This window comes from Streptomyces curacoi (assembly GCF_001513975.1).
GTDB lineage: Bacteria > Actinomycetota > Actinomycetes > Streptomycetales > Streptomycetaceae > Streptomyces > Streptomyces curacoi.
This window is the reverse complement of sequence record NZ_KQ947986.1, coordinates 623,224-647,314: the sequence shown is the minus strand read 5'-3', so window position 1 is coordinate 647,314 and position 24,091 is coordinate 623,224. Positions and strand designations below refer to the sequence as shown.

Annotated in this window: 21 protein-coding genes; 12 read left to right on the top strand and 9 right to left on the bottom strand. The window is 72.3% G+C overall.

Annotated features, from left to right (window positions below):
- Positions 1 to 10: 10 nt before the first annotated feature.
- Positions 11 to 1,810, bottom strand: coding sequence for a thiamine pyrophosphate-requiring protein (locus AQI70_RS12520; protein WP_062147685.1), 1,800 nt, complete (start codon positions 1,808 to 1,810; stop codon positions 11 to 13).
- Between the two features lie 244 nt (positions 1,811 to 2,054).
- Between AQI70_RS12520 and AQI70_RS12515 the strand changes: the two genes are divergently transcribed.
- Positions 2,055 to 2,846, top strand: a complete 792-nt coding sequence (locus AQI70_RS12515; protein WP_062147682.1) for an RNA polymerase sigma factor SigF — start codon at positions 2,055 to 2,057, stop codon at positions 2,844 to 2,846.
- 82 nt (positions 2,847 to 2,928) lie between these two features.
- Here AQI70_RS12515 and AQI70_RS12510 read toward each other — a convergent pair whose 3' ends face one another.
- Positions 2,929 to 4,071, bottom strand: coding sequence for a GAF domain-containing protein (locus tag AQI70_RS12510; RefSeq protein ID WP_062147679.1), 1,143 nt, complete (start codon positions 4,069 to 4,071; stop codon positions 2,929 to 2,931).
- A 124-nt stretch (positions 4,072 to 4,195) separates the two neighbouring features.
- Between AQI70_RS12510 and AQI70_RS12505 the strand changes: the two genes are divergently transcribed.
- From AQI70_RS12505 to AQI70_RS12490, 4 genes are all read left to right on the top strand, one after another.
- Positions 4,196 to 4,912 carry an ANTAR domain-containing response regulator gene (locus AQI70_RS12505; RefSeq protein WP_062147675.1) on the top strand — a complete coding sequence of 239 codons (717 nt, stop codon included), beginning with the start codon at positions 4,196 to 4,198 and terminating at the stop codon, positions 4,910 to 4,912.
- 185 nt (positions 4,913 to 5,097) lie between these two features.
- Positions 5,098 to 5,739 (top strand): hypothetical protein, encoded by a 642-nt coding sequence (locus tag AQI70_RS12500; protein ID WP_062147672.1) that lies wholly within the window; start codon positions 5,098 to 5,100, stop codon positions 5,737 to 5,739.
- A gap of 265 nt (positions 5,740 to 6,004) precedes the next feature.
- A complete protein-coding gene (locus AQI70_RS12495) occupies positions 6,005 to 7,252 on the top strand; it encodes an aminotransferase class I/II-fold pyridoxal phosphate-dependent enzyme (protein ID WP_062147669.1) in 1,248 nt (415 codons plus the stop codon).
- Positions 7,249 to 8,364 carry an MBL fold metallo-hydrolase gene (locus AQI70_RS12490; RefSeq protein WP_062147666.1) on the top strand — a complete coding sequence of 372 codons (1,116 nt, stop codon included), beginning with the start codon at positions 7,249 to 7,251 and terminating at the stop codon, positions 8,362 to 8,364. Before AQI70_RS12495 ends, AQI70_RS12490 begins: the two co-directional genes overlap by 4 nt.
- A gap of 25 nt (positions 8,365 to 8,389) precedes the next feature.
- Here AQI70_RS12490 and AQI70_RS12485 read toward each other — a convergent pair whose 3' ends face one another.
- Positions 8,390 to 9,010 carry a DedA family protein gene (locus AQI70_RS12485; protein WP_062147663.1) on the bottom strand — a complete coding sequence of 207 codons (621 nt, stop codon included), beginning with the start codon at positions 9,008 to 9,010 and terminating at the stop codon, positions 8,390 to 8,392.
- Complete coding sequence (locus AQI70_RS12480; RefSeq protein ID WP_062147660.1) at positions 9,007 to 9,780, bottom strand: MBL fold metallo-hydrolase; 774 nt, start codon at positions 9,778 to 9,780, stop codon at positions 9,007 to 9,009. Before AQI70_RS12480 ends, AQI70_RS12485 begins: the two co-directional genes overlap by 4 nt.
- A gap of 84 nt (positions 9,781 to 9,864) precedes the next feature.
- Here AQI70_RS12480 and AQI70_RS12475 point away from each other — a divergent pair, with 84 nt between their 5' ends.
- The 7 genes from AQI70_RS12475 (at position 9,865) to AQI70_RS12445 (ending at position 19,103) form a co-directional block, all read left to right on the top strand.
- A complete protein-coding gene (locus AQI70_RS12475; RefSeq protein WP_037885844.1) occupies positions 9,865 to 10,272 on the top strand; it encodes a hypothetical protein in 408 nt (135 codons plus the stop codon).
- A gap of 211 nt (positions 10,273 to 10,483) precedes the next feature.
- Positions 10,484 to 12,562 (top strand): phage holin family protein, encoded by a 2,079-nt coding sequence (locus tag AQI70_RS12470; protein WP_079051255.1) that lies wholly within the window; start codon positions 10,484 to 10,486, stop codon positions 12,560 to 12,562.
- Positions 12,563 to 12,675: 113 nt separating this feature from the next.
- Entirely contained in the window at positions 12,676 to 13,737 is a 1,062-nt protein-coding gene (locus tag AQI70_RS12465; RefSeq protein ID WP_062147643.1) for an ATP-binding protein, read from the top strand.
- Positions 13,734 to 15,557, top strand: a complete 1,824-nt coding sequence (locus AQI70_RS12460) for a vWA domain-containing protein (RefSeq protein ID WP_062147640.1) — start codon at positions 13,734 to 13,736, stop codon at positions 15,555 to 15,557. The genes AQI70_RS12465 and AQI70_RS12460 overlap by 4 nt, the downstream gene beginning before the upstream one ends.
- A gap of 75 nt (positions 15,558 to 15,632) precedes the next feature.
- Positions 15,633 to 16,061, top strand: a complete 429-nt coding sequence (locus AQI70_RS12455) for an OsmC family protein (protein ID WP_062148338.1) — start codon at positions 15,633 to 15,635, stop codon at positions 16,059 to 16,061.
- Positions 16,062 to 16,220: 159 nt separating this feature from the next.
- Positions 16,221 to 18,116 carry a molecular chaperone DnaK gene (dnaK, locus tag AQI70_RS12450; protein WP_062147637.1) on the top strand — a complete coding sequence of 632 codons (1,896 nt, stop codon included), beginning with the start codon at positions 16,221 to 16,223 and terminating at the stop codon, positions 18,114 to 18,116.
- Between the two features lie 93 nt (positions 18,117 to 18,209).
- On the top strand, positions 18,210 to 19,103 hold the full coding sequence (locus AQI70_RS12445; RefSeq protein WP_062147634.1) for an MOSC domain-containing protein: 894 nt from the start codon (positions 18,210 to 18,212) through the stop codon (positions 19,101 to 19,103).
- Between the two features lie 49 nt (positions 19,104 to 19,152).
- Here AQI70_RS12445 and AQI70_RS12440 read toward each other — a convergent pair whose 3' ends face one another.
- The 5 genes from AQI70_RS12440 to AQI70_RS12420 all read right to left on the bottom strand — a co-directional run bounded on the left by AQI70_RS12440 (position 19,153) and on the right by AQI70_RS12420 (position 24,091).
- Entirely contained in the window at positions 19,153 to 19,560 is a 408-nt protein-coding gene (locus tag AQI70_RS12440; protein WP_062147630.1) for a hypothetical protein, read from the bottom strand.
- Entirely contained in the window at positions 19,557 to 21,311 is a 1,755-nt protein-coding gene (locus AQI70_RS12435) for a right-handed parallel beta-helix repeat-containing protein (protein WP_062147627.1), read from the bottom strand. The genes AQI70_RS12440 and AQI70_RS12435 overlap by 4 nt, the downstream gene beginning before the upstream one ends.
- Before the next feature lie 67 nt (positions 21,312 to 21,378).
- Positions 21,379 to 22,101, bottom strand: a complete 723-nt coding sequence (gene narI / locus AQI70_RS12430; RefSeq protein ID WP_062147624.1) for a respiratory nitrate reductase subunit gamma — start codon at positions 22,099 to 22,101, stop codon at positions 21,379 to 21,381.
- Positions 22,098 to 22,592 (bottom strand): nitrate reductase molybdenum cofactor assembly chaperone, encoded by a 495-nt coding sequence (gene narJ, locus AQI70_RS12425; protein ID WP_062147621.1) that lies wholly within the window; start codon positions 22,590 to 22,592, stop codon positions 22,098 to 22,100. The genes narI and narJ overlap by 4 nt, the downstream gene beginning before the upstream one ends.
- Positions 22,592 to 24,091: a nitrate reductase subunit beta gene (locus AQI70_RS12420; protein WP_062147618.1), complete on the bottom strand. Its 1,500-nt coding sequence runs from the start codon at positions 24,089 to 24,091 to the stop codon at positions 22,592 to 22,594. Before AQI70_RS12420 ends, narJ begins: the two co-directional genes overlap by 1 nt.

The window sequence follows — 24,091 nt, the reverse complement described above, 5'->3', positions numbered from 1 at the left end:
TACACCACCGTCAGTCCCGCCGCTTCTCCCGCCCCGGCAGGAACTCCTGCATCTTCGCCTTGAACCCCTGCTTGACCATCGACCCCCGGTCCGCGTCCCCCTTCAGGATCGACGCGGCCGTCGCCTCCATCTGGTCCCAGGTTGCGTGCGGCGGGATCGGCGGTACGGCCGGGTCCGTGAGGAACTCGATCACCGCGGGGCCGTCCGCCTCCAGCCCGGCGCGCCAGCCCGCCTCGACGTCCTCGGGCTTCTCCACCCGGATGCCGGTCAGGCCGAGGGAGCGGGCGAAGGCGGCGTACTGGACGTCGGGGATCTCCTGGGACGGCAGGAAGGACGGGGCGCCCTCCATGGCGCGCATCTCCCAGGTGACCTGGTTGAGGTCGTGGTTGTTGAACACGCCGACGACCAGGCGCGGGTCGTCCCACTGGTCCTTGTACTTCGCGGCCGTGATCAGCTCCGCCAGGCCGTTCATCTGCATCGCGCCGTCGCCGACCAGCGCGATCGCCGGCCGGTTCGGGTGGGCGAACTTGGCGCCGATCGCGTACGGCACCCCGCAGCCCATCGTCGCCAGCGTCCCGGACAGCGACGCACGCATGCCGGGCCGCATCGTCAGATGGCGGGCGTACCAGTTGGCCGCCGAACCCGAGTCCGAGCTGATGATCGCGTTCTCGGGGAGCAGCGGGTCCAGGGCACGGGCGACGTACTCCGGGTTGATCGGATCGGCCGACAGGTGCGCCCGCCGCTCCATGACCTCCCGCCAGTGCGCCACGTTGTCGCACACCGTGTCGAACCACTCGCGCCCACGGCCGCCCTCGATCAACGGGATCAGCCGCTCCAGCGTCGCCTTCGCGTCGCCGACGAGGTTCACCTCGTACGGGTAGCGCATGCCCACCATGTGCGGATCGATGTCGATCTGCACACCCCGCGCCTTGCCGAAGTCCGGCAGGAACTGCGTGTAGGGGAAGGAGGAGCCGATGGTCAGCAGCGTGTCGCAGTCCCGCATCAGCTCGTACGACGGACGGGTGCCCAGCAGGCCGATCGCGCCGGTGACATACGGCAGTTCGTCGCTCAGCACGTCCTTGCCGAGCAGCGCCTTGGCCACGCCGGCGCCGAGCAGTTCGGCGACCTGCTCCACCTCGGCCCTCGCGCCGGCCGCGCCCTGGCCGACCAGGATCGCCACCTTGTCACCGGTGTTGAGGATCTCGGCCGCCTGGCGGATCGAGTCGTCCGAGGGGATCGCGGTCCAGGAACTGCGGCCCAGACTGGACGGCACCATCTTGAACTCGTGCGTCGGCGGCGAGTAGTCGAGCTCCTGCACATCGCCGGGGATGATGATCGCCGTGGGGGCGCGGCGCGCGTACGCGGTGCGGATCGCCCGGTCCAGGACGTTCGGCAGCTGCTCGGGGACCGTCACCGTCTCCACGAAGTCCGAGGCGACGTCCTTGAACAGCGTGTGCAGGTCCACCTCCTGCTGATACGAGCCGCCCATCGCGGTGCGGTGCGTCTGGCCGACGATCGCCAGGACGGGGACGTGGTCGAGCTTGGCGTCGTACAGGCCGTTGAGGAGGTGGATCGCGCCCGGGCCGGACGTCGCCGCGCACACTCCGACACGGCCGCTGAACTTGGCGTAACCGACCGCCTGGAACGCGGACATCTCCTCGTGCCGGGACTGGATGAAGCGGGGCTGGTTCTCGGCCCGGCCCCAGGCGGCGAGCAGACCGTTGATGCCGTCGCCGGGATAGCCGAAGACATGCTCCACACCCCACTCGCGCAGGCGCTGCAGGACGTGGTCGGCGACCTTGGTGCTCATGCGGGACCTCCTGGACTGAGGGGGGACTGCGCGGCACTACGAGTGACCCCGCGGACAGGCGGAAAACCTGCCCGGGTGTTTGCGGCCCGGACGTCAGGGCAGGCGAAGGAACAGTGCTTCGGACAGGAGGCACGTCCGTGGGAGCGGCGATTCCCCGCCACGGGTGTGTCCGGTTCCGGTATGCGCCCGCACTCCCGCGGTGACCGTCCAACCCAGAGCACAACCAAGGGAGTTGCGACGCAACATGCCCACTTCAGTGAGCGCGAAGCACCACCCCCACGACGACGCCCCCGACACCGCCGAGGACTTCCGCAAGCTCGCCACGCTGCCCGAGGGGCAGCAGCGCGACACCATCCGGGAGAAGATCGTCGAGGCGTGGCTGCCCATGGCCGAACGGCTCGCCGGACGATTCCGCAGCCGTGGCGAGAGCTTCGAGGATCTGCGGCAGGTGGCCGCCCTCGGGCTGGTCAAGGCCGTCGACCGGTACGACCCCGAGCGCGGCAACGCCTTCGAGAGCTACGCCGTGCCCACCATCACCGGTGAGATCAAGCGGCACTTCCGCGACCACATGTGGACGCTGCACGTGCCCCGGCGCGTGCAGGATCTGCGCAACCGGGTGCGGTTCGCCGTCCAGGACCTGCAGACCGTCTCGGGCCGCCGGCCCACGGTCGCCGAGATCGCCGAGCACGCCGACATGAGCGAGGCCGATGTCCGGGTCGGTCTGGAGGCGCTGGAGAGTTTCACCGCCCTGTCGCTGGACGCGGAGCTGCCCGGCAGCGAGGACGGATACTCGCTGAGTGACGCGCTGGGCTCCGCCGATCCCGCGCTGGACACCGTGGTGGACCGTGAGGCCGTCAAGCCCCGGCTGGCCGCGCTGCCCGAGCGTGAGCGGGCGATTCTGTACATGCGGTTCTTCGGGGACATGACGCAGAGCCGGATCGCCGAGCAGTTGGGCATCTCGCAGATGCACGTGTCCCGGCTGATCAGCCGGTGCTGCAGCCGGCTGCGGGAACAGGTACTCCGTGATGTGGCCTAGGGCCCGGGTGCCGGAGCTCGTGCCGGTGCCGGTGCCGGTCTCGGTGTCGCCGTAGGGATGCCCTTCACGACAGGGACGCCGTTCAGGACGTTGCTGCCACCGCCAGTGACATGTGGCGGGACATCATGTCCATGGCCTGCGCCTCCGCCATGGAGAACGCCAGGCGAGCCCCGCACCTGAACAGGGTCAGGACGCCGTGCACGGTCCCCTCGACGGCCAGCGGCACGCACAGCAGTGAGGTGACGTTCGCCTGTACGAGGACCGGGGCGCCCTGCGGGTCGTGGCCGAAGGCGTCCGGGTCCGCCGGGCGGACCTGCACGGCCGCCGAGCCGGTGCGTGCCGTCTCCAGGACCAGGGGGCACCTGGTGGGGGCCTGGGCGGCCAGCGCCTTCGCCTCCTCCTCGGACGGGGCCAGCACCGCCGTACGGGAGAGCCCGCTCGTGCCTGTGCCGGCCGTGCCCGTGTCGACGATCACCCAGTCGGCGAACCGGCCGTGCAGAACCTGGGCCGCCTGCCGCAGGACCGCCTCTCGGTCGCCGCGCGCCGCGGTCAGCAGCGTCGTCGTCATCTCGTCCAGGAGGTCCATCAGGGCCGCGTGCCGGGTGGCCTCGGTGAGGTCGGGGACCTGGAGCGCCGACGTGGCGGCCGGGGCCGGCGCGCCGGATGCCGGGAGGTCGCCGGGCTGCAGCACCACCAGCACCGTGGTGTGCGGCTCCCCGCTCGGGCGTACGGCGGCCAGGGTCGCGTGGACCCGGGCGGACGGGCGCTGCTGGAGGTGCACGGTGAGGCTGCGGTCGCCCTCGCCGCGCGCCACCGCCGCGGCCTGGGAACGGAACGCCGCCCGGTCGGCGTGGGCGAGGAACCCGGTCAGCGGGCGACCCGTCGCATAGCCCGCCCGGACGCCGGTGAAGGACGTCGCCGCGAAGTTCAGGCGGCGCACCACCGCCTCCCGGTCGACCAGCGCCACCGGCAGCGGAAACCGCTGGAACACCGCGCGCAGCAGATGCTGCTCCTGGCGGTCGGAGGACGCCGTACGGGGCAGCCGGCCCGAGGACAGTCGCTCGTACCACGGCCACAACTGGTCGGCCACGTGATCGAGTTCGAAGATGGCCGCGTCCAGAACCGTCGGCAGATCACCGCCCGACAGGGAGCGGGCCGCCTTGAGTTCCGCGACGCGGCGCACGAAATCCGCGAGCTCTTCACCGAATTCGTCCGTCTGCGCCATGGGAGAGAACCTAGCTCGCCGCAACAGCCCGCGGGGAGGCGGAGGAGGCGACCGGATCCCCTTGCTCTCCCGCTGTTTTCCCCGCGCGGGACCGGGAACGCGCACGGGAAAGGAGGAGTTGAGGATGCCCGCTCACGACCATGTGGGTCACTTCGGAGACGAGTCCGCCGAAGCCGCCCTTCCGGGCCGCAGACTGTCCGAACTGGCCGAGCAGGCCGTGCGCTGCACCGCCGACTGCTGCGGCGCGAGCAGCCTCGTGTCCGAGGCGGGTGCCGAGCGGCCCGGCGCCGTCACCCATCCCGACCTCGCCGGACTGGTCGCCGTGCAGCTCCGCTCCGGGGACGGGCCCATCCCGGCCGCCCTGGAACGCGGCAAGCCCGTCGACTCGGCCGACCTGCTGCGCGAGGAGCGCTGGCCGGAGTACCGCGCCATGGCGCTCGACTCGGGCGTGCGCTCCAGCGTCACGCTCCCCTTCCGCCGCCCCGGCCTGACGGTGACCCTCAGTCTCTACAGCTTCCGGCCCGGCGCCCTGGACGGCGCCCCGCACGGACCCGTGCACGCCCTCGGTGAATTCGCCGCGAGCTGCCTGGTCCGCGACCGCTCCTACCGCGCCGCCCTCACGGAACTCGACCACCTCGGCACCGCCCTGCGCTCCCGGCCCGTCGTCGACCAGGCCTGCGGCATCGTCATGCACGTCCTCGGCTGCGACGCCGACGCCGCCTTCGGCGTCCTGCGCCGCATCTCGCAGGGCACCAACCGCAAGCTGTCGGACGTCGCGTCCGGCGTCGTCAGCAGGCGGGGCCGCGGGCTGGAGCGGGACCTGGCGGCGCTGCTGAACTGACGGGTGGGGGCGGAGGCCCGGGTCGCTGCGGCCGCCTCGCCCGCACCCCTCGACGTCACCCGCTCGGCCGCCCCCGTCGCGCGAATGGGGCCCGGCCGCGCGCGCCCGGCCCTCGGGCGGGCTGTCATGACTGCGGGGGCACGACCGCCGTGTCCCCGCAGTCGCCGGCCGAAGGAGCTCAGCCCATGCGCCGCACCGCCCGTGCTCTGCCCGTCGCCGCTGTGGCCGGTGCCGTCCTGGGCATCGCCGCCTCGGCCGCCTCCGCGGACCCGGCCGCGGAGGTGAGCCCGAGGACCGTCTCCCCGGGCGGCAGCGTCACCGTCTCGGTCGCCTGCGACCCCGTCGGCGGGCACGCTCCCGCCACCATCGACGCCACCTCGCAGGCGTTCGAAGAGGGCACCGTCCAGTTGAAGCGCGTCCCCGGCAATGACGACAAGGCCACCGGGCCCGCCTACAGCGGCACCGCGCGTATCTCCCCGGCCGAGAACTTCGAGGGCGGCCCGGACGCGACGGGAGCGGACTCCGCGTGGACGGTCGACGGCACCTGCCCTGCGGCCCACGGCGGTGAGGGCAAGCCGTGGAGCGCGACCTTCACGGTGGCCCGCGGCGGCGGAGGCGATCACGGCCGCAGCAGCCACCGGCCCTGCCCCGAGCATCACGACGACGCCTGCGGCCACACCCAGGTCCCGCACGGCGTACGGGCCGGCGCCGGCGGCACCTTCACCGACTCCGTCCCCGCCCTGGTCGCCGGCGGCCTGCTGATCGCGGGCGCGCTCGGCGGCGCGGTGTACCGGCTGCGCCGCAGGACGCCCACCGGGGAGGGCTGATCCGTACGGCCACCCCGCCCGGCCGACCGCACCGCCGACCGCAAGGCCGCCCAGGACGGCCCGGGCCGGCTGTGACGGGCGCAACCCCGGCGGGCGGCCATGGGGTGGCGCCACGATGGGTACTCAGAGCGCCAGGGGTACGCGACACACCGTACGAACCCCGCACCGTTACCAACCCCAGAGCTCGCACCACGGCACACCGACTCTCCCGGAGCACCGGACGACGACGAACCACCAAGGCACCAGGCACTGCGCGGAGGCACGGATGCGCCGGACGGACCCCGAAGGCCACGGCCCCGTCCGGTACGGGCCGCCGCTCCCGGACGACGGGCTGCCCGTGCTCCCCGAGCTGGCCGCTGTGCTCGCCGCCGCCGCGGGGCGGTCCGAGAGCGAGGCGGTCGGTGGCGGCGCCGCACTCCTGGAGGCCGCGTGCGGGTACTGGGGCCGGCGTGGCCTGCCGGCCGAGCCCGACCGTGCGGTGGCCGCTCCCGGGGCCCCCGCCCTGCTGCTCGCGCTGACCTTCGCGCTCGGCGGTGACGTCCTGGTGCCCCGGCCGTGTGCCGCCTGGTGGGCGCCGTACGCACGCCTGTTGGGCAGACCCGTCTTCCATGTGCCCACCCCGGCCGAGTGCGGCGGGGTACCGGATCCGTACGCCCTTCTGGAGACCGTCCGCCGGGTCCGTGCCGAGGGCGGTGAACCGCGGCTGCTGGTGCTGTCCGTCGCCGACGACCCGACCGCCACCGTGGCCCCGCCCGAGGTGCTGCACGAGACCGTCGAGGCCGCCACCGGCGAGGGGCTGCACCTGGTCAGCGACGAGACCTGGCGCGACACCGTGCATGCCCCGCACGACACCGTGCTGCTCAGCCCCGCCGAGATGCTGCCCGAGCAGGTCACCGTCGTCACCGACCTGGCCGGCGCCCACCTCCCGGCCGGCTGGCCGGCCGCCGTCGCACGGTTCCCCGCGGGCGAGGCCGGCGACAGCCTCCACGCGCGCGTGCTCGACGTGCTCACCGCGCTCGGCTCCCGCGTCGCCGGCCCGGTCGCCCTCGCGGCCGGGTACGCGCTGACGGAGCCCGAGCCGGTCACCGCGCGAGTCGCCACCGCCGTACGCCTGCACGCGCGCGTGGCCGCGGCCGCGCATGCCGCCGTCGTGGGGGCGGGCGCCCTGGCGCGGCCACCGCAGGCGGGACGGCACCTGTACGTCGACCTCGGCCCCCTGCGCGCCGGGCTGTCCGCGCAGGGTGTGGGGGACGCGCAGGACCTGGAGGACTTCCTCGCCGCCCGGCTCGGCATGCCCGCGCCGGGCGGACACCGCTTCGGCGACGACCTCGGCGCGCTGCGCGTGCGGCTGTCCACCGGACCGCTGCTGGGCGGCGGCGACGAGGAACGCGTGGAGCTCATCGCTTCACCCACGCCGTTGGAACTGCCACACGTGCACCGCTCGTTGATCCACTTGAAGTCGGTCTTCGACGATCTCCGCGACGACGCTCAGCGATGGGAGCCTCCTCGATGACGCAGCAGTCCGAGTCAGCCACGCCGACCACATCGCGTACGACCACATCGCGTACGACCACCCAGGAAGCCGACGTTCCGGCGGCTCCGTCACCCGTGGCGGCCCCGTCACCCCTGGCGCCTTCGTCGCCCTTGGCGCCCCCGTTCCCGCCGCTCGCCGCACCCCGCCCGCTGGGCGAACGCCGGGTGTGGCCGCGGACCTTCCACGACCGGCTCACCGCCCCGCTGCCCGGCATCAAGGCGCTCGCCCGCTTCGCCCGCGAGGGCGCCGTACGCCCGGGCCGCGAGGGCCTCGCCGACATCCCGCGGCTGCCCTTCGAGCCGGGCCCGGTGCCCCGCGTGGACGCGCAGACGGTCGCCGTCTCCTGGGCGGGCCACGCCAGCTGGGTCGTGCAGATCGGCGGGCTGACCGTGCTCACCGACCCGGTCTGGTCGCGCCGCATCCTCGGCACCCCGGCCCGCATCACCCCGGTCGGCATCGCCTGGCACGCCCTGCCACGCGTCGACGCGGTCGTCATCAGCCACAACCACTACGACCATCTGGACGCGCCCACGCTGCGCCGACTCCCGCGCGAGACCCCGGTGTTCGTGCCGGCCGGCCTCGCAGGCTGGTTCCGCCGCCGCAGGTTCACGCAGGTCACCGAGCTGGACTGGTGGGAGGCGGCGGAACTGGACGGGGTCCGCTTCGACTTCGTGCCCGCCCACCACTGGTCCAAGCGCACCCTCATCGACACCTGCCGCAGCCTGTGGGGCGGCTGGGTGCTCACCGCCCCCGACGGACAGCGCCTGTACTTCGCGGGCGACACCGGCTACGGCCACTGGTTCACCCGCATCGGCGAGCGCTACCCGGGCATCGACCTCGCCCTGCTCCCCATCGGCGCCTACGACCCCCGCTGGTGGCTCAGCGACGTCCACTGCGACCCGGAGGAGGCGGTCCGCGCCGCCCAGGACCTCGGCGCGCGGCGGATGGCGCCCATGCACTGGGCGACGTTCGTGCTGTCGGCGGAGCCGGTCCTGGAACCGCTCACGCGCGTGCGAGCGGCGTGGGAGAAGGCGGGACTGCCCCGAGAGGACCTGTGGGACATGCCGGTCGGCGCTTCAAGGGTGCTGTAGTGCGACCGCACCCGGCGACGAGGCATCACCTGCCGGCACGAACCCGCTTCCACACGCTCGGCGCCCCACTGATGACCAGCGTCAGCGCAACGGCCGCCACCACGCCCTCCCACGGCTCCTCGAACAGCGACCCGCCGAGAATCCCGATCAACTGGTACGTCACAGCCCAGGCCAGGCAGGCCGGCAGGTTCCCGCGGGCGAACCTCCGCATCGGCCACTTCGCCAGCAGACAGGCCAGCATCACCGGCAGCCGCCCCGCCGGCACCAGCCGGGACAGCACCAGTACGGCCACCCCGTGCCCGGCCAGCTTGTCCTGCGCCTGCGTGAGCCGGTCCTCCGGCGCCCGGGAGCGGATCGCCGCCAGCCAGCGCGAACCGTTCTTCGAGCGCATGCCGCGCCGCCCCAGCCAGTACAGCGTCGCATCGCCCAGGAAGGCCGCTGTCGACGCCGTCACGAACACCAGTGCCAGCGAGAACGGCGCCGTCTGGTGAAACGCCACCACCGCCGCCGAACTGACCAGCGCCCCCGTCGGGACCACCGGTACCAGCGCCCCGATCAGCACCAGCAGGAACAGCGACGGATAGCCGATCGCCTGCTGTGTCGACTCGGGCGGCACCGTCGTCGCGGTGGCGGCCAGCACCGTCACGGGGCCACCTCCAGGCGCACGCTCTCCCCGTGCGCGAGCCGATGCACCGACACGCCGGGTGCGCGCTCCGCCGCGAGCCGGGCGAACTCCTCGCCGGGCGCGTGGAATTCATGGGGGCGCACGGCATCCATGCCGATCGGCCAGTACGTGCCGTAGTGCACCGGCACCGCGCTGCGCGGCGCGAGCCGGGCCAGTGCCTCGGCGGCCCGCCCCGCGTCCAGATGACCCGCCCCGAGATACGGCCCCCAGCCGCCCACGGGCAGCAACGCCACGTCGACCGGACCGACCTCCTTCGCCATCGACTCGAACAGGCCGGTGTCCCCGGCGAAGTACGTACGCGCCTCGCCCTCGACGACGTAACCGAGGGCGGGGGAGCGGTGCGGGCCCACCGGCAGCCGCCGCCCGTCATGCCGCGCGGGAACGGCCCGTACGGCCAGATCGCCCACCGTCGTCACATCACCGGGCGCCATCTCGGTCACCCGCAGATGCGTGAGCCGGCGCAGGCCCGGCACCGCACGGGGCGCGCCCCGGGGCACGAGCAGGCGGGTGCCCTGCGCCAGCCTGGCCAGGGACGGCACGTGGAGGTGGTCGGCGTGCAGATGGGAGACCACGGCGACGTCCGCGCGCCAGGCGCCGGGCGGCGGCAGTGCGCCCCGGCGGCGGCGCAGGTGTGCGAGCCGGCGTGCGAACAGGGGATCGGTCAGCACGCGTATGTTCGAGTCCTCCAGCGTGCAGGTGGCGTGACCCCACCAGGTGATCTCCACCGGCACCTTCTTTGCCTCCTTCGCGCGACTCCCCGAAGCGTACGGGCTGGAGTAGGGTCGGCGGCGAAACCCGGAGGTGAGGGGGACGCCATGGGGTCATCCGTAGTGCGTGTCACGGCGATCGCCAGTCTGACGCCTCTCGAAGAGCTGGACGCCGACCCCTTCCTGGTGGATTCCCGCAGCCAGCACGCGATGTGCGCACGCTGGGCCGCCGAGCACGGGTACATCGTCGCGCGCGAGCTTCTCGTACGCGGGTTGCGGGCGGACCACAGCGTGCTGTGGGAGGGTGTCCGCCCCGGCCTCGACCTGTTCGTGGCACCCAGCCGCAGGGTGCTGGAGAGCGCGCTGTCCTCCGTCGAGGAGTTCACCGCGGAGTGCGCCCGGCGGGGCGTGCGGGTGGAGACGGTGGGGCGCGCCGAGCCGTTGTACGACGCGCAGATGAAGGCGCGGGTGCATCGGAGGCTGTCGATGCCGACGGCTGGATACGACGGGCGCTGAGGCCGCGGAAGACGGTCGTGGAAGACGGCCGCGGAAGACAGCCGTGGAAGACGCGCGCGGAGACGGGCCTGGAAGACGGTCGTGGCAAACGGGCGCGTCCCAAGTGATCGGTGGCGGAGAGCGCACCGGCCGGGTGTCGGTGGCGTGTGCCAGGCTGGGGGCCCAGGGGCCCGCTTCGGGGCGGTGGGCCGGGACCGGAGGTGGGCTGGGCGTGCGTGGTGGGCGTTGGCGGCGGGTGGCCAGTCAGGTCGGGCGGAGCGTCGCCGTGTGGGCGGTCTCCACCGTCACCATGCTCGTGCTCGCCGGCATCCTGCCCGACTTCCAGCTGCAGTCGGCGGACGGTGACAGCGCCACTCTCATCGCCGTCACCGCGGCCCTCGGCGCCGGTGCCTTCGGTCTGCTGTCCGCGCTCGTCTGGCCCCTCCTCGTACGGCTCCTGCTGCTGGTGCCCGCCCTCGTGCTCGGCCTGCTCGTGTTCTTCCTCAACGGCTCGCTGCTCATCGTCGCCCTGCGCCTCGTCCCCTCCGGCGACAGCGAGGCCGCCCCCGAGACCGCCGTCATCGTCGCCGCCGTGATGTCCGCCGTCGCCTCGGCCACCGGCGCCGCCCTGGCCGTACGGGACGACGACGCCTACCGGCGCCGGCTCTACCGGCTCGCCGACCGCCGCCGCCGGGCGCTCCCACCCGGCCCGTCCAGCCCCGCCACCGTCTTCCTCCAGCTCGACGGCGTCGGCCACGACGTCCTCCTCGACGCCGTCGGCAAGGACCTGATGCCCACCGTCGCCCGCTGGCTCGGCGACGGCGACGGCGCCCGGCCCACCCACCGGCTCACCCCCTGGCGCACCGACTGGTCCAGCCAGACCGGCGCCAGCCAGCTCGGCATCCTGCACGGCAGCAACCACGACGTCCCCGCCTTCCGCTGGTACGAGAAGGCCGGCCGCGAGGTGATGGTCTGCAACCGCCCCACCAGCGCCGCCGAACTCCAGCGCCGCGCCATCGAGCGCACCGGCGACGGCGGACTGCTCACCGCCGACGGCGCCAGCCGCGGCAACCTGTTCAGCGGCGGCGCCGACGAGCAGGCCCTCGTGCTGTCCATCGCCACCAAGCGGCGCCCCCGGGAGAACCGTTCCAGGGCGGGCTACTTCGCCTACTTCTCCGACCCGGCCAACGCCGTGCGCACCGCGCTGTCCTTCGTCGCCGAGGTCGGCCGCGAGATTGGCCAGTCCACCCGGGCCCGCGTCCGCAAGGTCCGCCCTCGCGTCTCCCGCGGCGGCCTCTACCCCCTCGTCCGCGCCTTCGCGACCGTCGTCGAACGGGACGTCGTCGTCGCCGCGGTCGTGGGCGACATGCTCGCCGGCCGCACCGCCGTCTACGCCGACCTGGTGGCGTACGACGAGGTGGCCCATCACTCCGGGCCGTTCAGCCGGGACGCCGAGAAGGTCCTCGAACGCCTCGACCGGGCGCTGGCGTTGATCGAGAAGATCGCCGAGCACGCGCCGCGGCCGTACCGGATCGTCGTGCTGTCGGACCACGGCCAGAGCCCCGGCGAGACCTTCCGGGCCCGCTACGGCCTCGGCCTGGGCGACCTGGTGCGGGCCGGCTGCGGGCTGCCCGTGCCGCGCAGGGCGCAGCGCACCCACAGCGGCGCCGAGGCCCGGGCGGCGGTACGCGCGGCGCTGCGCATCCCCGTCGAGGAGGGCGGCGAGCGGCACCGCCCCGCGGGCCGCCGTTCGGAGCCGATCGTGCTGGCCTCCGGCAACCTCGGCCTGGTCTCCTTCCCGGACGTGCCGCACCGGATGACCAAGGAGGAGATCGACGCCCGCCACCCGGCGCTGCTGACCACCCTCGCCAACCATCCCGGCGTCGGCTTCCTCCTCGTGCGCAGCGAGGAGCACGGCGGCCTCGTGCTCGGCGCGTTCGGCGCCGAGATCCCCCTCGACCGACTGGACGACGATCCGGGGCCGTTGGAGGTGTTCGGGCCGGGTGCCGCCGACGCCGTACGACGCACCCACTCCTTCCCGAACGCCGCCGACATCATGGTCAACTCCGCGTACGACCCGGCCGACGGCGAGGTCCTCGCCTTCGAGGAGCAGATCGGCTCGCACGGCGGACTCGGCGGCGCGCAGGGCGAGCCGTTCCTGCTGTCGCCGCTCGCCTTCTCCGCGCCGGTGGACGACGGGGCGGACCTCGTCGGCGCCGAGCAGGTCCACCATGTGCTGCGCCGATGGCTGAGCGAGTCGGACGGCCCCCAGGTGCCGCTGACGCGGCGTGCGGACCAGCGGGCGGCCTGAGCGCCCGGCCAACCGGAAAATGGGCTGCGCCTGCCTCGCGCGGCACACAAACTGTTCGTATCGGGCGTCGCACACCTGCGCGCCGTTCTCGAACACCCCAAGGAGCCGCTGCTTTGCAGGCAGCCGTCACCGTCACGCCCGCCCGCATCCCCGACCTGCTGCTCGGCCTCGCCACCGTGCGGCCGGTCTTCATCTGGGGCGCGCCCGGCATCGGAAAGTCCTCCCTCGTCAGGGACTTCGCCCAGTCGCTGGGACTGGAGTGCGTGAGCCTGCTCGGCACCCAGCTCGCGCCGGAGGACCTGATCGGCGTGCCGCAGATCCGGGACGGCCGGTCCGTGTTCTGCCCGCCGGAGGCCATCGCCCGCGACGAGCCGTACTGCCTGTTCCTGGACGAGCTGAACGCGGCCACCCCGGATGTGCAGAAGGCGTTCTACTCGCTGATCCTGGACCGCCGTATCGGGAACTACGAGCTGCCGAAGGGCTCGATCGTCATCGGCGCCGGCAACCGTGCCACCGACAACGCCCTCGCCCGCCCCATAGCGTCCGCGCTGGTCAACCGCCTCGCCCACGTCCACCTGGAGGCCTCCGCCAAGGACTGGCTGACCTGGGCCGCGGACAACGGCATCCACCCGTGGATCCTGGACCACCTCACCGACCGGCCCGACCACCTGTGGTCCAAGCCGCCGAAGACCGAGGAGCCGTTCTCCACGCCCCGCTCCTGGCACATGCTCTCCGACGCGCTGCACTCCTTCGGCGGCGACCTCGACGAGGAGACCCTGAAGGTGCTGGCGCACGGCACGCTGACGCCCGCGCACGCCACCGCGTTCTGCGGCTACGTCAAGATCGTGCGCAGCCAGTTCGGCATCGAGGCCATCATCAAGGGCGACGCCCGCTGGCCGCACCGCATGGCGGACCGCGACCTGCTCTACTACCTCGCCGAGTCCTTCCGCGGGCGGCTCATCAAGGAACTGCCCGTCAGCAAGGAGCACATGTCGGCGAGCGGCCGGCAGACCGCGTACCGCGCCAAGTCGCTGCTGGTGCAGCTCGCGGAGATCTCCGTCGAGGTCGCCCAGAGTGTCATCGCCTCCGACGCCGACGGCAATCCCGTGCTGCCCGCCTGGTTCCTGGTGGAGGCGGCCCGGGACATGCCGCGGCTGGTGGAGGCGCGGCGATGAGCCGGGCTTCCGCCAATCGGGCTTCCGCCAACCGGGCTTCCGCCAAGAAGAAGCGGGACGTCGCGGGCGAGGCGTTCGCCGAGGGGATGCGGCTGGTGGCCGCCAACCCCGCGCTCGCCGCCGTCGAGTTCAGTGTCTGCCGCGACGCGAAGTGCGAGACGGCGCTCAGGGACGGGCTCGTCCGTGTCTCCTCCAGCGGCACCCTGCACGCCCACCCCACCCGCGTCGCCGACCCCGCCGTGTGGGCCTGGTCGATCGCGCACGCCGTCCTCCACCTCGGCTTCGGTCATGTCCCGGCGGCGAAGGGGGAACGCGAGCAGCCCGACCGGTACGACGTCGCGGCGCGCTGCGTGGTCGTCAACCGCTTCCTGCTGTCCTTCCCGATCGGCCGTGCCCCGGACGACCAGCCCCTGGCCTACCCGGACGGCGACGAGGAGCGCCTCGCCGCGCACTGGCGGCGGGACGGGCTCCCGGCCGCGTACGAGCGCTGCGGTACCGCCGGCGCCGAACCCGACCAGCTGCTCGTGGAATGGCGCGGCTGGCAGGGGCAGCCCCCGGACCATCAACTGGCCTTCGCCACCGCACTGACCCGGACCGTCTCCACCGCGATGGACATGGCGGGCGGCCGCCGCGACTCCATGGACGGCGAGCCGGTCAAGAAGCGGCCCTGGCAGTGGGCACTGGAGTGGTTCATCACCTCCTATCCGCTGCTCGGCGGCATCGCGGCCGGCATCGAGCTCGTCGCCGACGCCGAACTCGCCCGCGCCCACGGCATCTCCGTCGCCGCCGTCAACGCCGAGGCCGGCGAGATCTACATCAACCCGCTGCGGACCTTCGAGGACGAGGAGTGGCGGTTCGTCCTCGCCCACGAGATGCTGCACGCCGCCCTGCGCCACGGCGACCGCTGCGGCACCCGCGACCCGTACCTGTTCAACGTCGCCTGCGACTACGTCATCAACGGCTGGCTGCGCGAGATGCAGGTCGGCGAGATGCCCCAAGGGCTCCTGTACGACGCCCGGTTCACCGGTCTGTCCGCCGAGGAGGTGTACGACCGTATCGTCGGCGACCTGCGCCGCATGCGCCGCCTTGCCACCCTGCGCGGCAAGGGCGTCGGTGACATCCTGGGCGCCCCGCTCGGCCCGCCCGGCGACTACTGCGACCTGGACGAGTTCTACCGCCGCGGCCTCTCCCACGGCCTCGATCTGCACCAGCAGCAGGAGCGCGGCTTCCTGCCCGGCGGCCTGGTCCAGGAGATCCGCGCGCTGAGTCATCCGCCGCTGCCCTGGGACGCCCGACTGGCCCGCTGGTTCGACGAGTTCGTGCCCCGCCCGGAGCCGGTACGGACGTATGCGCGCCCCTCCCGTCGCCAGTCCGCCACGCCCGGTATCCCGCGCGCGGGCCACTACTTCCCGCCCGAGGAGATCGCCCGCTGCACCTTCGGCGTGGTCCTGGACACCTCCGGCTCCATGGGCAGCGTCCTGCTCGGCAAGGCGCTGGGCGCGATCGCCTCGTACGCCGAGGCCCGGGACGTACCGGCCGCGCGGGTCGTGTACTGCGACGCGGCACCGTACGACGCCGGCTATGTGCCGGTGACGGAGATCGCCGGGCGGGTACGGGTGCACGGCCGCGGCGGCACTGTCCTGCAGCCCGGGATCGACCTGTTGCAGCGCGCGGACGACTTTCCGCCGGGTGCGCCCGTCCTGGTCATCACGGACGGCTGGTGCGATGTCCTGCGGGTGCGGCGCGAGCACGCGTACCTGATTCCGCAAGGACGTCGTCTGCCGTTCACCCCCCGTGGGCCGGTCTTCCGGGTGCAATGAGGACGAGTGTGATCGGATGGGGGACACGGAACCCGGACACGGGACCGCACCGTAAGCATGCGAAGGGATCTCAACGTGGCAACCACGCGCTCCGCACACACCGTGTGGGAAGGAAACCTGTTCCAGGGCAATGGCGTCGTCTCCTTCGACTCCTCCGGCAGCATCGCCCAGCAGCCGGTGACGTGGGCGTCGCGCGCCGAGGACGCGAACGGCAAGACCAGCCCGGAGGAGCTGATCGCCGCCGCCCACTCCAGCTGCTACTCCATGGCCTTCTCGAACATCCTCGACAAGGCCGGCACCCCGCCGACCAAGCTCCTCACCTCCGCCGACGTGACCTTCCAGCCCGGGGAGGGGATCACCGGGATCCACATCACCGTCGAGGGCACGGTTCCGGGCATCTCCGAGGAGGACTTCCTCGCCAAGGCCGAGGACGCCAAGGTCAACTGCCCGGTCAGCCAGGCGCTGAAGGCGGTGCCGATCACCCTGTCGGCCAAGTTGTCGTAAAGGTGTGGTGAGAGCCGCGAGGGGCTGAGCGCCCGCTCAGCCCCTGTTTGGCGCCCGTCCCCAGGGTCACCCGTCTCCAGGGGCACCCGTCCCATTGACAAGAACCCACTCAAGTTTTGTGCTGGAGTTCAAGGGGTGCCCTGGCGGAAGGGGACAACGATGGCACGCGCGGTCGGGATCGATCTCGGGACCACGAACTCGGTGGTGGCCGTCCTGGAGGGCGGCGAACCCACCGTCGTCGCCAACGCGGAGGGGGCCAGGACCACACCGTCGGTCGTGGCCTTCGCCAAGAACGGCGAGGTCCTCGTGGGTGAGGTGGCCAAGCGGCAGGCGGTGACGAACGTCGAGCGCACCGCCCGCTCCGTGAAGCGGCACATGGGCGACGGGAACTGGCGCTTCCCGGACCAGGGCGACATCGACGGTACCCGCTACCGGGCACAGGAGCTGTCGGCCCGGGTGCTGCAGAAGCTGAAGCGGGACGCCGAGTCCTATCTCGGCGAGGACGTCACCGACGCGGTGATCACCGTCCCCGCCTACTTCGACGACGCCCAGCGGCAGGCCACCAAGGAGGCCGGGGAGATCGCGGGCCTGAAGGTCCTCAGGATCATCAACGAGCCCACGGCCGCCGCCCTCGCCTACGGACTCGACCGCGGCGAGGAGCAGACCGTCCTGGTCTTCGACCTCGGCGGCGGCACCTTCGACGTCTCCCTGCTGGAGATCGGCGACGGCGTCATCGAGGTCAAGGCCACCAACGGCGACACACACCTCGGCGGCGACGACTGGGACCAGCGGATCGTCGAGCACCTCATCAAGAAGTTCAAGGGGCAGTACGGCATCGACCTGGGCAACGACAAGATGGCGGTGCAGCGGCTGCGCGAGGGCGCCGAGAAGGCCAAGATCGAGCTCTCCAGCTCCTCCGAGACGACGATCAACCTGCCCTACATCACCGCCTCCGCCGAGGGCCCCCTCCACCTCGACGAGAAGATGACCCGCGCCCAGTTCCAGGAGCTCACCGCGGACCTCCTCGACCGCTGCAAGGCCCCCTTCCACCAGGCGGTCAAGGACGCCGGCATCAAGCTCTCCGCGGTCGACCACGTCATCCTCGTCGGCGGCTCCACGCGCATGCCCGCCGTCACCGACCTCGTCAAGGAACTCACCGGCAAGGACCCGCACAAGGGCGTCAACCCCGACGAGGTCGTGGCCGTCGGCGCGGCCCTCCAGGCCGGTGTCATCCGCGGCGACGTCAAGGACGTCCTCCTGCTCGACGTCACCCCGCTGTCCCTCGGCATCGAGACCAAGGGCGGCATCATGACGAAGCTCATCGAACGCAACACGACGATCCCCACCCGGCGTTCGGAGATCTTCACCACCGCCACCGACAATCAGCCCTCCGTCGGCATCCAGGTCTACCAGGGCGAACGCGAGATCGCCGCGTACAACAAGAAGCTCGGCGTCTTCGACCTCACCGGCCTGCCGCCGGCGCCGCGCGGGGTCCCCCAGATCGAGGTCGCCTTCGACATCGACGCCAACGGGATCATGCACGTCTCCGCCAAGGACCTCGCCACGGGCCGCGAACAGAAGATGACGGTCACCGGCGGCTCGGCCCTGCCGAAGGACGACATCGACCGCATGATGCGGGAGGCCGAGCAGTACGCCGAGGAGGACCGCAAACGCCGCGAGACCGCCGAGACGCGCAACCAGGCCGAACAACTCGTCTACCAGACCGAGAAGTTCATCCGCGACAACGAGGACAAGGTCCCGGCGGACACCAGGTCGGAGGTCGAGTCGGCGGTCGCGGAACTGAAACAGCAACTGGAGCAGAACGCCGAGACGAACGCCCTGCGCACCGGCATCGAGAAGCTCGCCACGGTGAGTCAGAAGATGGGCCAGGCCATGTACGCCCAGTCCCAGCAGACCCCGACGGACAGCGGTACGGACGGTACGGGCGGTACGGGCGGCACGGGCACGGAGCACGCCTCACCGCAGGACGACGACGGCGTGGTGGACGCGGAGATCGTCGACGAGGACCGGGACACCAAGGGCGGCGCCGCCTAGAGCCCCTGTTCGTACCGGTAAACCCTTGGCGGGCCGCCGCACGTCCCCAGTAGGTTCCCTTTCGGAACGCAGTGCGTATCGAAGGGGAGCCGCGTGCCTCAGCAGACCAGGACCACCTCGGGCGCACGCGTCGTCGAGCTGTCGTACTACCCCGTCAAGGGGTGTGCCGGTGTGGCCGCCCGCGAGGCGTTACTGACGCCCGCCGGTCTCGCGCACGACCGGAGCTTCATGGTCGTCAGCGACGAGGGCGTCTTCCGCTCCCAGCGCCGGGACCCCCGACTGGCCCTGATCCGACCCGCCATCAGCGACGACGGCGAGCGGCTCACCCTGCACGCGCCGCACACCGAGGCGCTGGACGTGCCCGTGGACACCACCGGCGCCCGTCGGCCGGTGGACCTGTTCGGGACCGCCTACCGGGGCATCGACCAGGGCGACACGGCCGCCGCGTGGCTCTCCGACGTGCTCGGTGCCCCCAGCCGCCTGGTGCGGGTGCCGCCGGAGCACGACCGGAAGACGGACGGCAGAACGCCGGGCACCTCCGGCTACGCCGACAGCTCCGCCCTGCACCTCGTCTCGCGCTCCACCCTCGAACTGCTCAACCGGAAGCTGGCCGAACGCGGCACGGCGCCGCTGCCCATGAACCGCTTCCGCCCGAACATCGTGATCGACGGCTGGGCCGAGCCGCACACCGAGGACCGGGCGCACGGCCTGACGATCGGCACGGCCGAACTGGGCTACGCCAAGCTCGCCATCCGCTGCGCCGTCACCCTGGTCGCCCAGGAGTCGGGGGAGCGGGCGGGCCCCGAACCGCTGCGCACCCTCGCGGGCTACCGGCGGGCCGCCCAGGGCGGAGTCGCCTTCGGCACGAAGTTCTCCGTGCTCCGGACCGGCCGGGTCGCCGTGGGCGACGCCGTGACCGTCACCTCGTGGGGCGAGTCCGAACTGCACGCTTCCGACGGCTCGCCCCGCACCCTGACCACGCGGTGACGCGGTGATGCGGTGACGCGATGACGGGGTGACGCGGCGGCGTCGCGACTCAGCCGAGTCCGGTCAGGCTGCCGATCGCCTGCTGGGCCCACTCCTGCGCCCCCAGGGCCGTGCCGGCCGCGACGCCGGTCGCGACCGGGGCCAGCGCTCCCTTGAGCCCGTTCAGCGCACGCCGGAGTCTGCGCGGCTCGGGGGCCTCGGGACCGGTGATCTCCGCGAGCACCTCCTGGGCGGCGGCCTCCGTGTCCTCGCGGTCCTGGTCGGGAAGACCGGCCTGGGGCAGCTGCCGCAGCAGGTCGCCGACGACCGCGGCGAGCGCCTCGAACCCCGGGGCGACCGCGCTGTTGTTCTGCTGGTTCTGGGTGACCGTCTCGTTGGCCCAGGCGAACTGGGCGTTCGAGACGTCCCGGTGGAAGACCGGGCCGTGGTAGTTGTTCTCCTGCCGCGATTCGCTCATGTGCCGGCTCCGTCCTCGTCGTTCTGCTGCTGGCTTGGGCTTTCGTCGTTCTGCTGCCGGCTCTCGTTGTTCTGCTGCTGGACGACCTCGGCGTTGTTCCACGCCAGTTGGGCGTTGTGGACGGCTTCGTGGAAGACCGGGCCGTAGAAGTTGTTGATCACCGTGGTCGGCGGCGGTGCGGCCGGCTCGGTGTTCCGCTGGACGACCCGCAGCGAGGTGCGCAGCGAGACCAGCTCGACAAGGCCGTTGTGCAGCACGGCCAGTCCCTTGGTGCCGGTCACGGAACAGTCCCTGAGCACGCCCCCGCCCGAGCCCAGGACCGAGACCCCCGCCGAGTCGCAGCCGTCGAACCGGCTGTCGGCGACGTCCACATAGGCGGAGTCCTGACCGCTGAGCCCGACCCCCTCCGAACCGGTGACGGTGAGGTTCCGCGCGAGCAGCGTCGCCTTTCCGCTGGCGAGCGCCCCGCCCATGCGTACGGCCCGCACCTCACAGTCGTGCACCCGCAGCTGGGACTCCTCGACGGCGCCGAAGCCCACCAGCCCGCGCTCCGCCGAGACACCCTTCAGCGTGATCCGGGACTGCCCGCCCGCGGCCACGGCGGCCATGTCGAAGTCATGGATCCTGGAGTCGACGAGCTCGGCCGTCGTACCGGCGTTGCCGAGGGTCTCCAGTCCCGCCGGGCAGCGTTCGACGCGGATGTTCTCGAACACGGCCCGGGACTCGTCACGGACCCGCAGGGCGACGTTGGTCAGGCCCTGGATGTCGACGTCCGAGAAGTGGCCCCGCGCCTTCTCGATGACGGCGATTCCGACGTTGCCGCCGGAGATACGGCCGCCGGTGACCCGTGGCGCGCCGCCCTTGGTCGAGAACACGGACACCACCCCGGCGTCGATGACCTCGCAGTCCTGGAACGTGCCGCGGCCCGCGGAGTGGACGTTGATGCCGCTGTCCCGGCAGGCGGCGAACACACAGCCGCGCACCAGCGGATCGGCACCGGTCGTCACAGCGATCCCGAACTCCGCGTCGGTGACGCGCGTGCCGAGTACCGAGCCCCGCGACTGCTCGATGAACATGAGGGCGTCCGCGTGCACGGCGGTGATCGCGCAGTCCGTGACGTTGAGCTCGGCCCGGGTGTCCCCGCAGACGGCCGCCTTCTCGGTGCCGGTGATCTCGCACCGGGTGAGCTGGGCCCAGGCGTCGCTGACCCGTATGCCGTGGATCCGGCTCCCGTCGATCGAGCTGTCCTGGACCGTCACCCGGGCACCCTCGATCACCGCGAGCGCGTTGTCGGCGGCGTCGGCGAAGCGGCACCGCTCCACGGTGCCGTGGGCGCCGGCGAAGAGGGTGCGACCGTACTGGAACCGACTGTCCGTCAACGTGGCGGCGGTGTTCCGCCTGGCGTGCAGACAGACCCCTCCGTGCGCCCGCACCTCCACCCGGTCCAGGGTGAGCGTGCCCGCCTGGAGGTCGACGACGTCGGCATCGCGGCCGACCAGCACGAGGCCGCGCACCACCACCGATCCGGAGGCGTCCAGCACCGTGCCCTGGGACGGGCACACCACCACGGCGCCCGGCTCCCCGACCGCGACCAGCTCGACCGCGCCGCGCACGGTGAGCTGCTCCTCGTAGTGCCCGGGCATGATCTCGATCCGCGCCGACCTGGCCCGTTCCGCGGCACGGAGCGCGGACGTGATGTCGGGACAGGTGCGCCACCCCCCGCGCTGCGAGACCACATACCGCTTGAGCATGCCCGCCTTCCCCCGCAGCGCTCACCGGAAGCATCGATCACTCGTTCCGATGATGCCACCCCGCGGCTCAGCCGCCCAACCTCTCCCGGCTTCGCCGCTCCGGCCGCTGCCCCCACTGCCGTGGCTCCCGGCTGCGGTACACCACGTACGGCCGGAACAGATACCGCACCGGCGCGCTGAACATGTGCGCCAGCCGGGTGTACGGCACCAGCGCGACGAGGGCCATGCCGAGCACCGTGTGCACCTGGTACAACGCCGGTACGCCCGCCATGAGTTCGGTGTCCGGCCGCAGGGTGAACAGGCTGCGGGACCAGGGGGCGAGGGAGTCACGGTAGCGGTAGCCGTCGCCGGAGGCGTGGGAGAGCTTGGCGGCGACGCCCATCACGATCGCCGCCAGCAGCACGGCGTACATGACCTTGTCGTTGGCCGTCGTCGCGCGGAGGACGGGGGCGTCGGTGCGGCGACGGTGTACGAGCAGCAGGATTCCGGCGACCGTGACGACGCCGGCCGCCGTGCCGCCGTAGAGGGAGAACAGGTGGTACGTGTGCGCGTCGACGCCGAGCGCGTCCGTCCAGGACTCCGGGACGAACAGCCCCACCAGGTGGCCCACGAGCACGAAAAGGATGCCGTAGTGGAAGGCGGGCGAGGCGATGTTCAGCAGCTTCGACTCGCGGACCGGTGACGAGCGTGCGGCCCGGCCGAACCTGTCGTGGCGGTGCCGCCAGATGAGGCCGGCGACGAGCAGGGCGAAGGTGACGTACGGCAGGACGCCCCACAGGAGGGTGGTCATGAGCGCCCTCCGGTGGGTGCGGCCGGCAGGGTGGCGCAGACTGCGTCCAGGACGGACGCGTACGGTGTGCCGAAGTCGGCGAGCCGGGAGCGGAGCCGCTCCAGGCCCTCTCGGTGTTCCAGCAGGAGCCCGGTGTCGCCGGTGCGGGCCGTGAACTCCAGTACCGCGGGCAGGAAGTCGGGCAGCTCCTCGCCGGTGAACTCCAGGTCGTGGGCGCGGTAGACCTCCTGGAAGCGGACCAGGGACCTCCCGCGCCGCCGGTTGTCCCCGTCGCGCCACCAGCTCAGATACAGGCTGTGCCGGTCGCCGAAGTCGAAGACCTCGACATAGTGCGCGGCCAGTTCCAGCGGTGGTGTGACGGCCGCGTGGTCGGTGAACTCCCTCAGCTGCGGGGCGGCTTCGCGCAGCAGCGGCAGCCGTGCGCGGAAGTCGTCGTCGGGGTAGGTCAGGCAGAGCGCGGCCGCCTGGTAGAGGACCTCGAAGGAAGGCATCAGGTCTCCTCGACGTCGGCTGTGTGGTCTGCGGTCCGCCGTTCGCCCAGGATGTGGAATTTCTCCACCGGCGTCAGCGGCAGCAGCTTGCGGCCCGAGCCCCGGCCGAAGGGTCCGTCCCCGCCGCTGCCGGGCCCGCCCTCGTAGTCGAGGCTGCACCCCTGGGTGAGCGCCGACTCCTCCAGGCGCCGGGCGTCTCCGACGGCGGCCGTCGGAATCACGTACCGGTCCGCGTACTCGGCGACGGACAGCAGCCGGTACATCTCCTCGATCTCGTAGACCCCCATGCCCACGGCGGCCGACACGGAAGGATCCGGGTCCTCACCGAGGTTGACCGCCCGCATATGGGAGCGCATCGCGGCCAGCCTCTCCAGCGCGGACCGGACCGGGCCGACATCACCGGCCGTGAACATCTCCGCCAGGTACTCCAGCGGAATGCGCAGGGCGTCGATCGCGCCGAACAGGTTGCGCGCGTCCTCACCGTCGTGACCGGTCTCCGTCAGCGCCTCCACCACCGGCGACAGCGGCGGGATGTACCAGACCATCGGCATCGTCCGGTACTCCGGGTGCAGCGGGAGCGCCACCCGGTACTTGCTGATCAGCGCGTGCACCGGCGAGCGGCGGGCCGCCGCCAGCCAGTCGTCCGGGATCCCCGCCGCCTCGCACGCACGCCGCACCCGGGTGTCCTCGGGGTCGAGGAAGACGTCCAACTGCGCCTCGTACAGGTCTTGTTCCCGCGGAACCGAGGCGGCGGCGGTCACCTTGTCGGCGTCGTACAGGACCACCCCGAGATAGCGCAGCCGGCCCACGCACGTCTCCGAGCAGACCGTCGGCAGGCCGGCCTCGATCCGTGGAGCGCACAGCGTGCACTTCTCGGCCTTGCCGGTGCGGTCGTTGAAGTACACCTTCTTGTACGGGCATCCCGTGACGCACATCCGCCAGCCCCGGCACCGGTCCTGATCGACGAGGACGACGCCGTCCTCGGCCCGCTTGTACATCGCCCCGGACGGACAGGAGGCCACACAGGACGGGTTGAGGCAGTGCTCGCAGATGCGCGGCAGATAGAACATGAACGTCTGCTCGAACTCGTTCCTCACCTTGTCCGAGGCCTGCCTGCGGGCACGCTCGGCCACCGGGTCGAGGTCGCCGTGCGCCGGGGCGCCCGCGCGGTTCGTGTGGTCGTACGTCCAGGGCTCCTCGTAGTCCTCGGTCGCGGGGAGTTCGGGTGGGGAGAAGATCCCGGCGAGCTTGCGCAGCCGGCCGCCCGCCGTCGGCTTCAGCGCGCCGCGCCGGTTCAGCCGCCAGCCGCCGCGCCACCGTTCCTGGTCCTCGTAGCGGCGCGGATAGCCCTGGCCGGGCCGGGTCTCGACGTTGTTGAACCAGACGTGCTCCATGCCCTGCCGGTCGGTCCACGCCTCTTTGCAGCTGACCGAGCAGGTGTGGCAGCCGATGCACTTGTCGAGGTTCATCACCATCGCTATCTGGGCCATCGGGCGCAT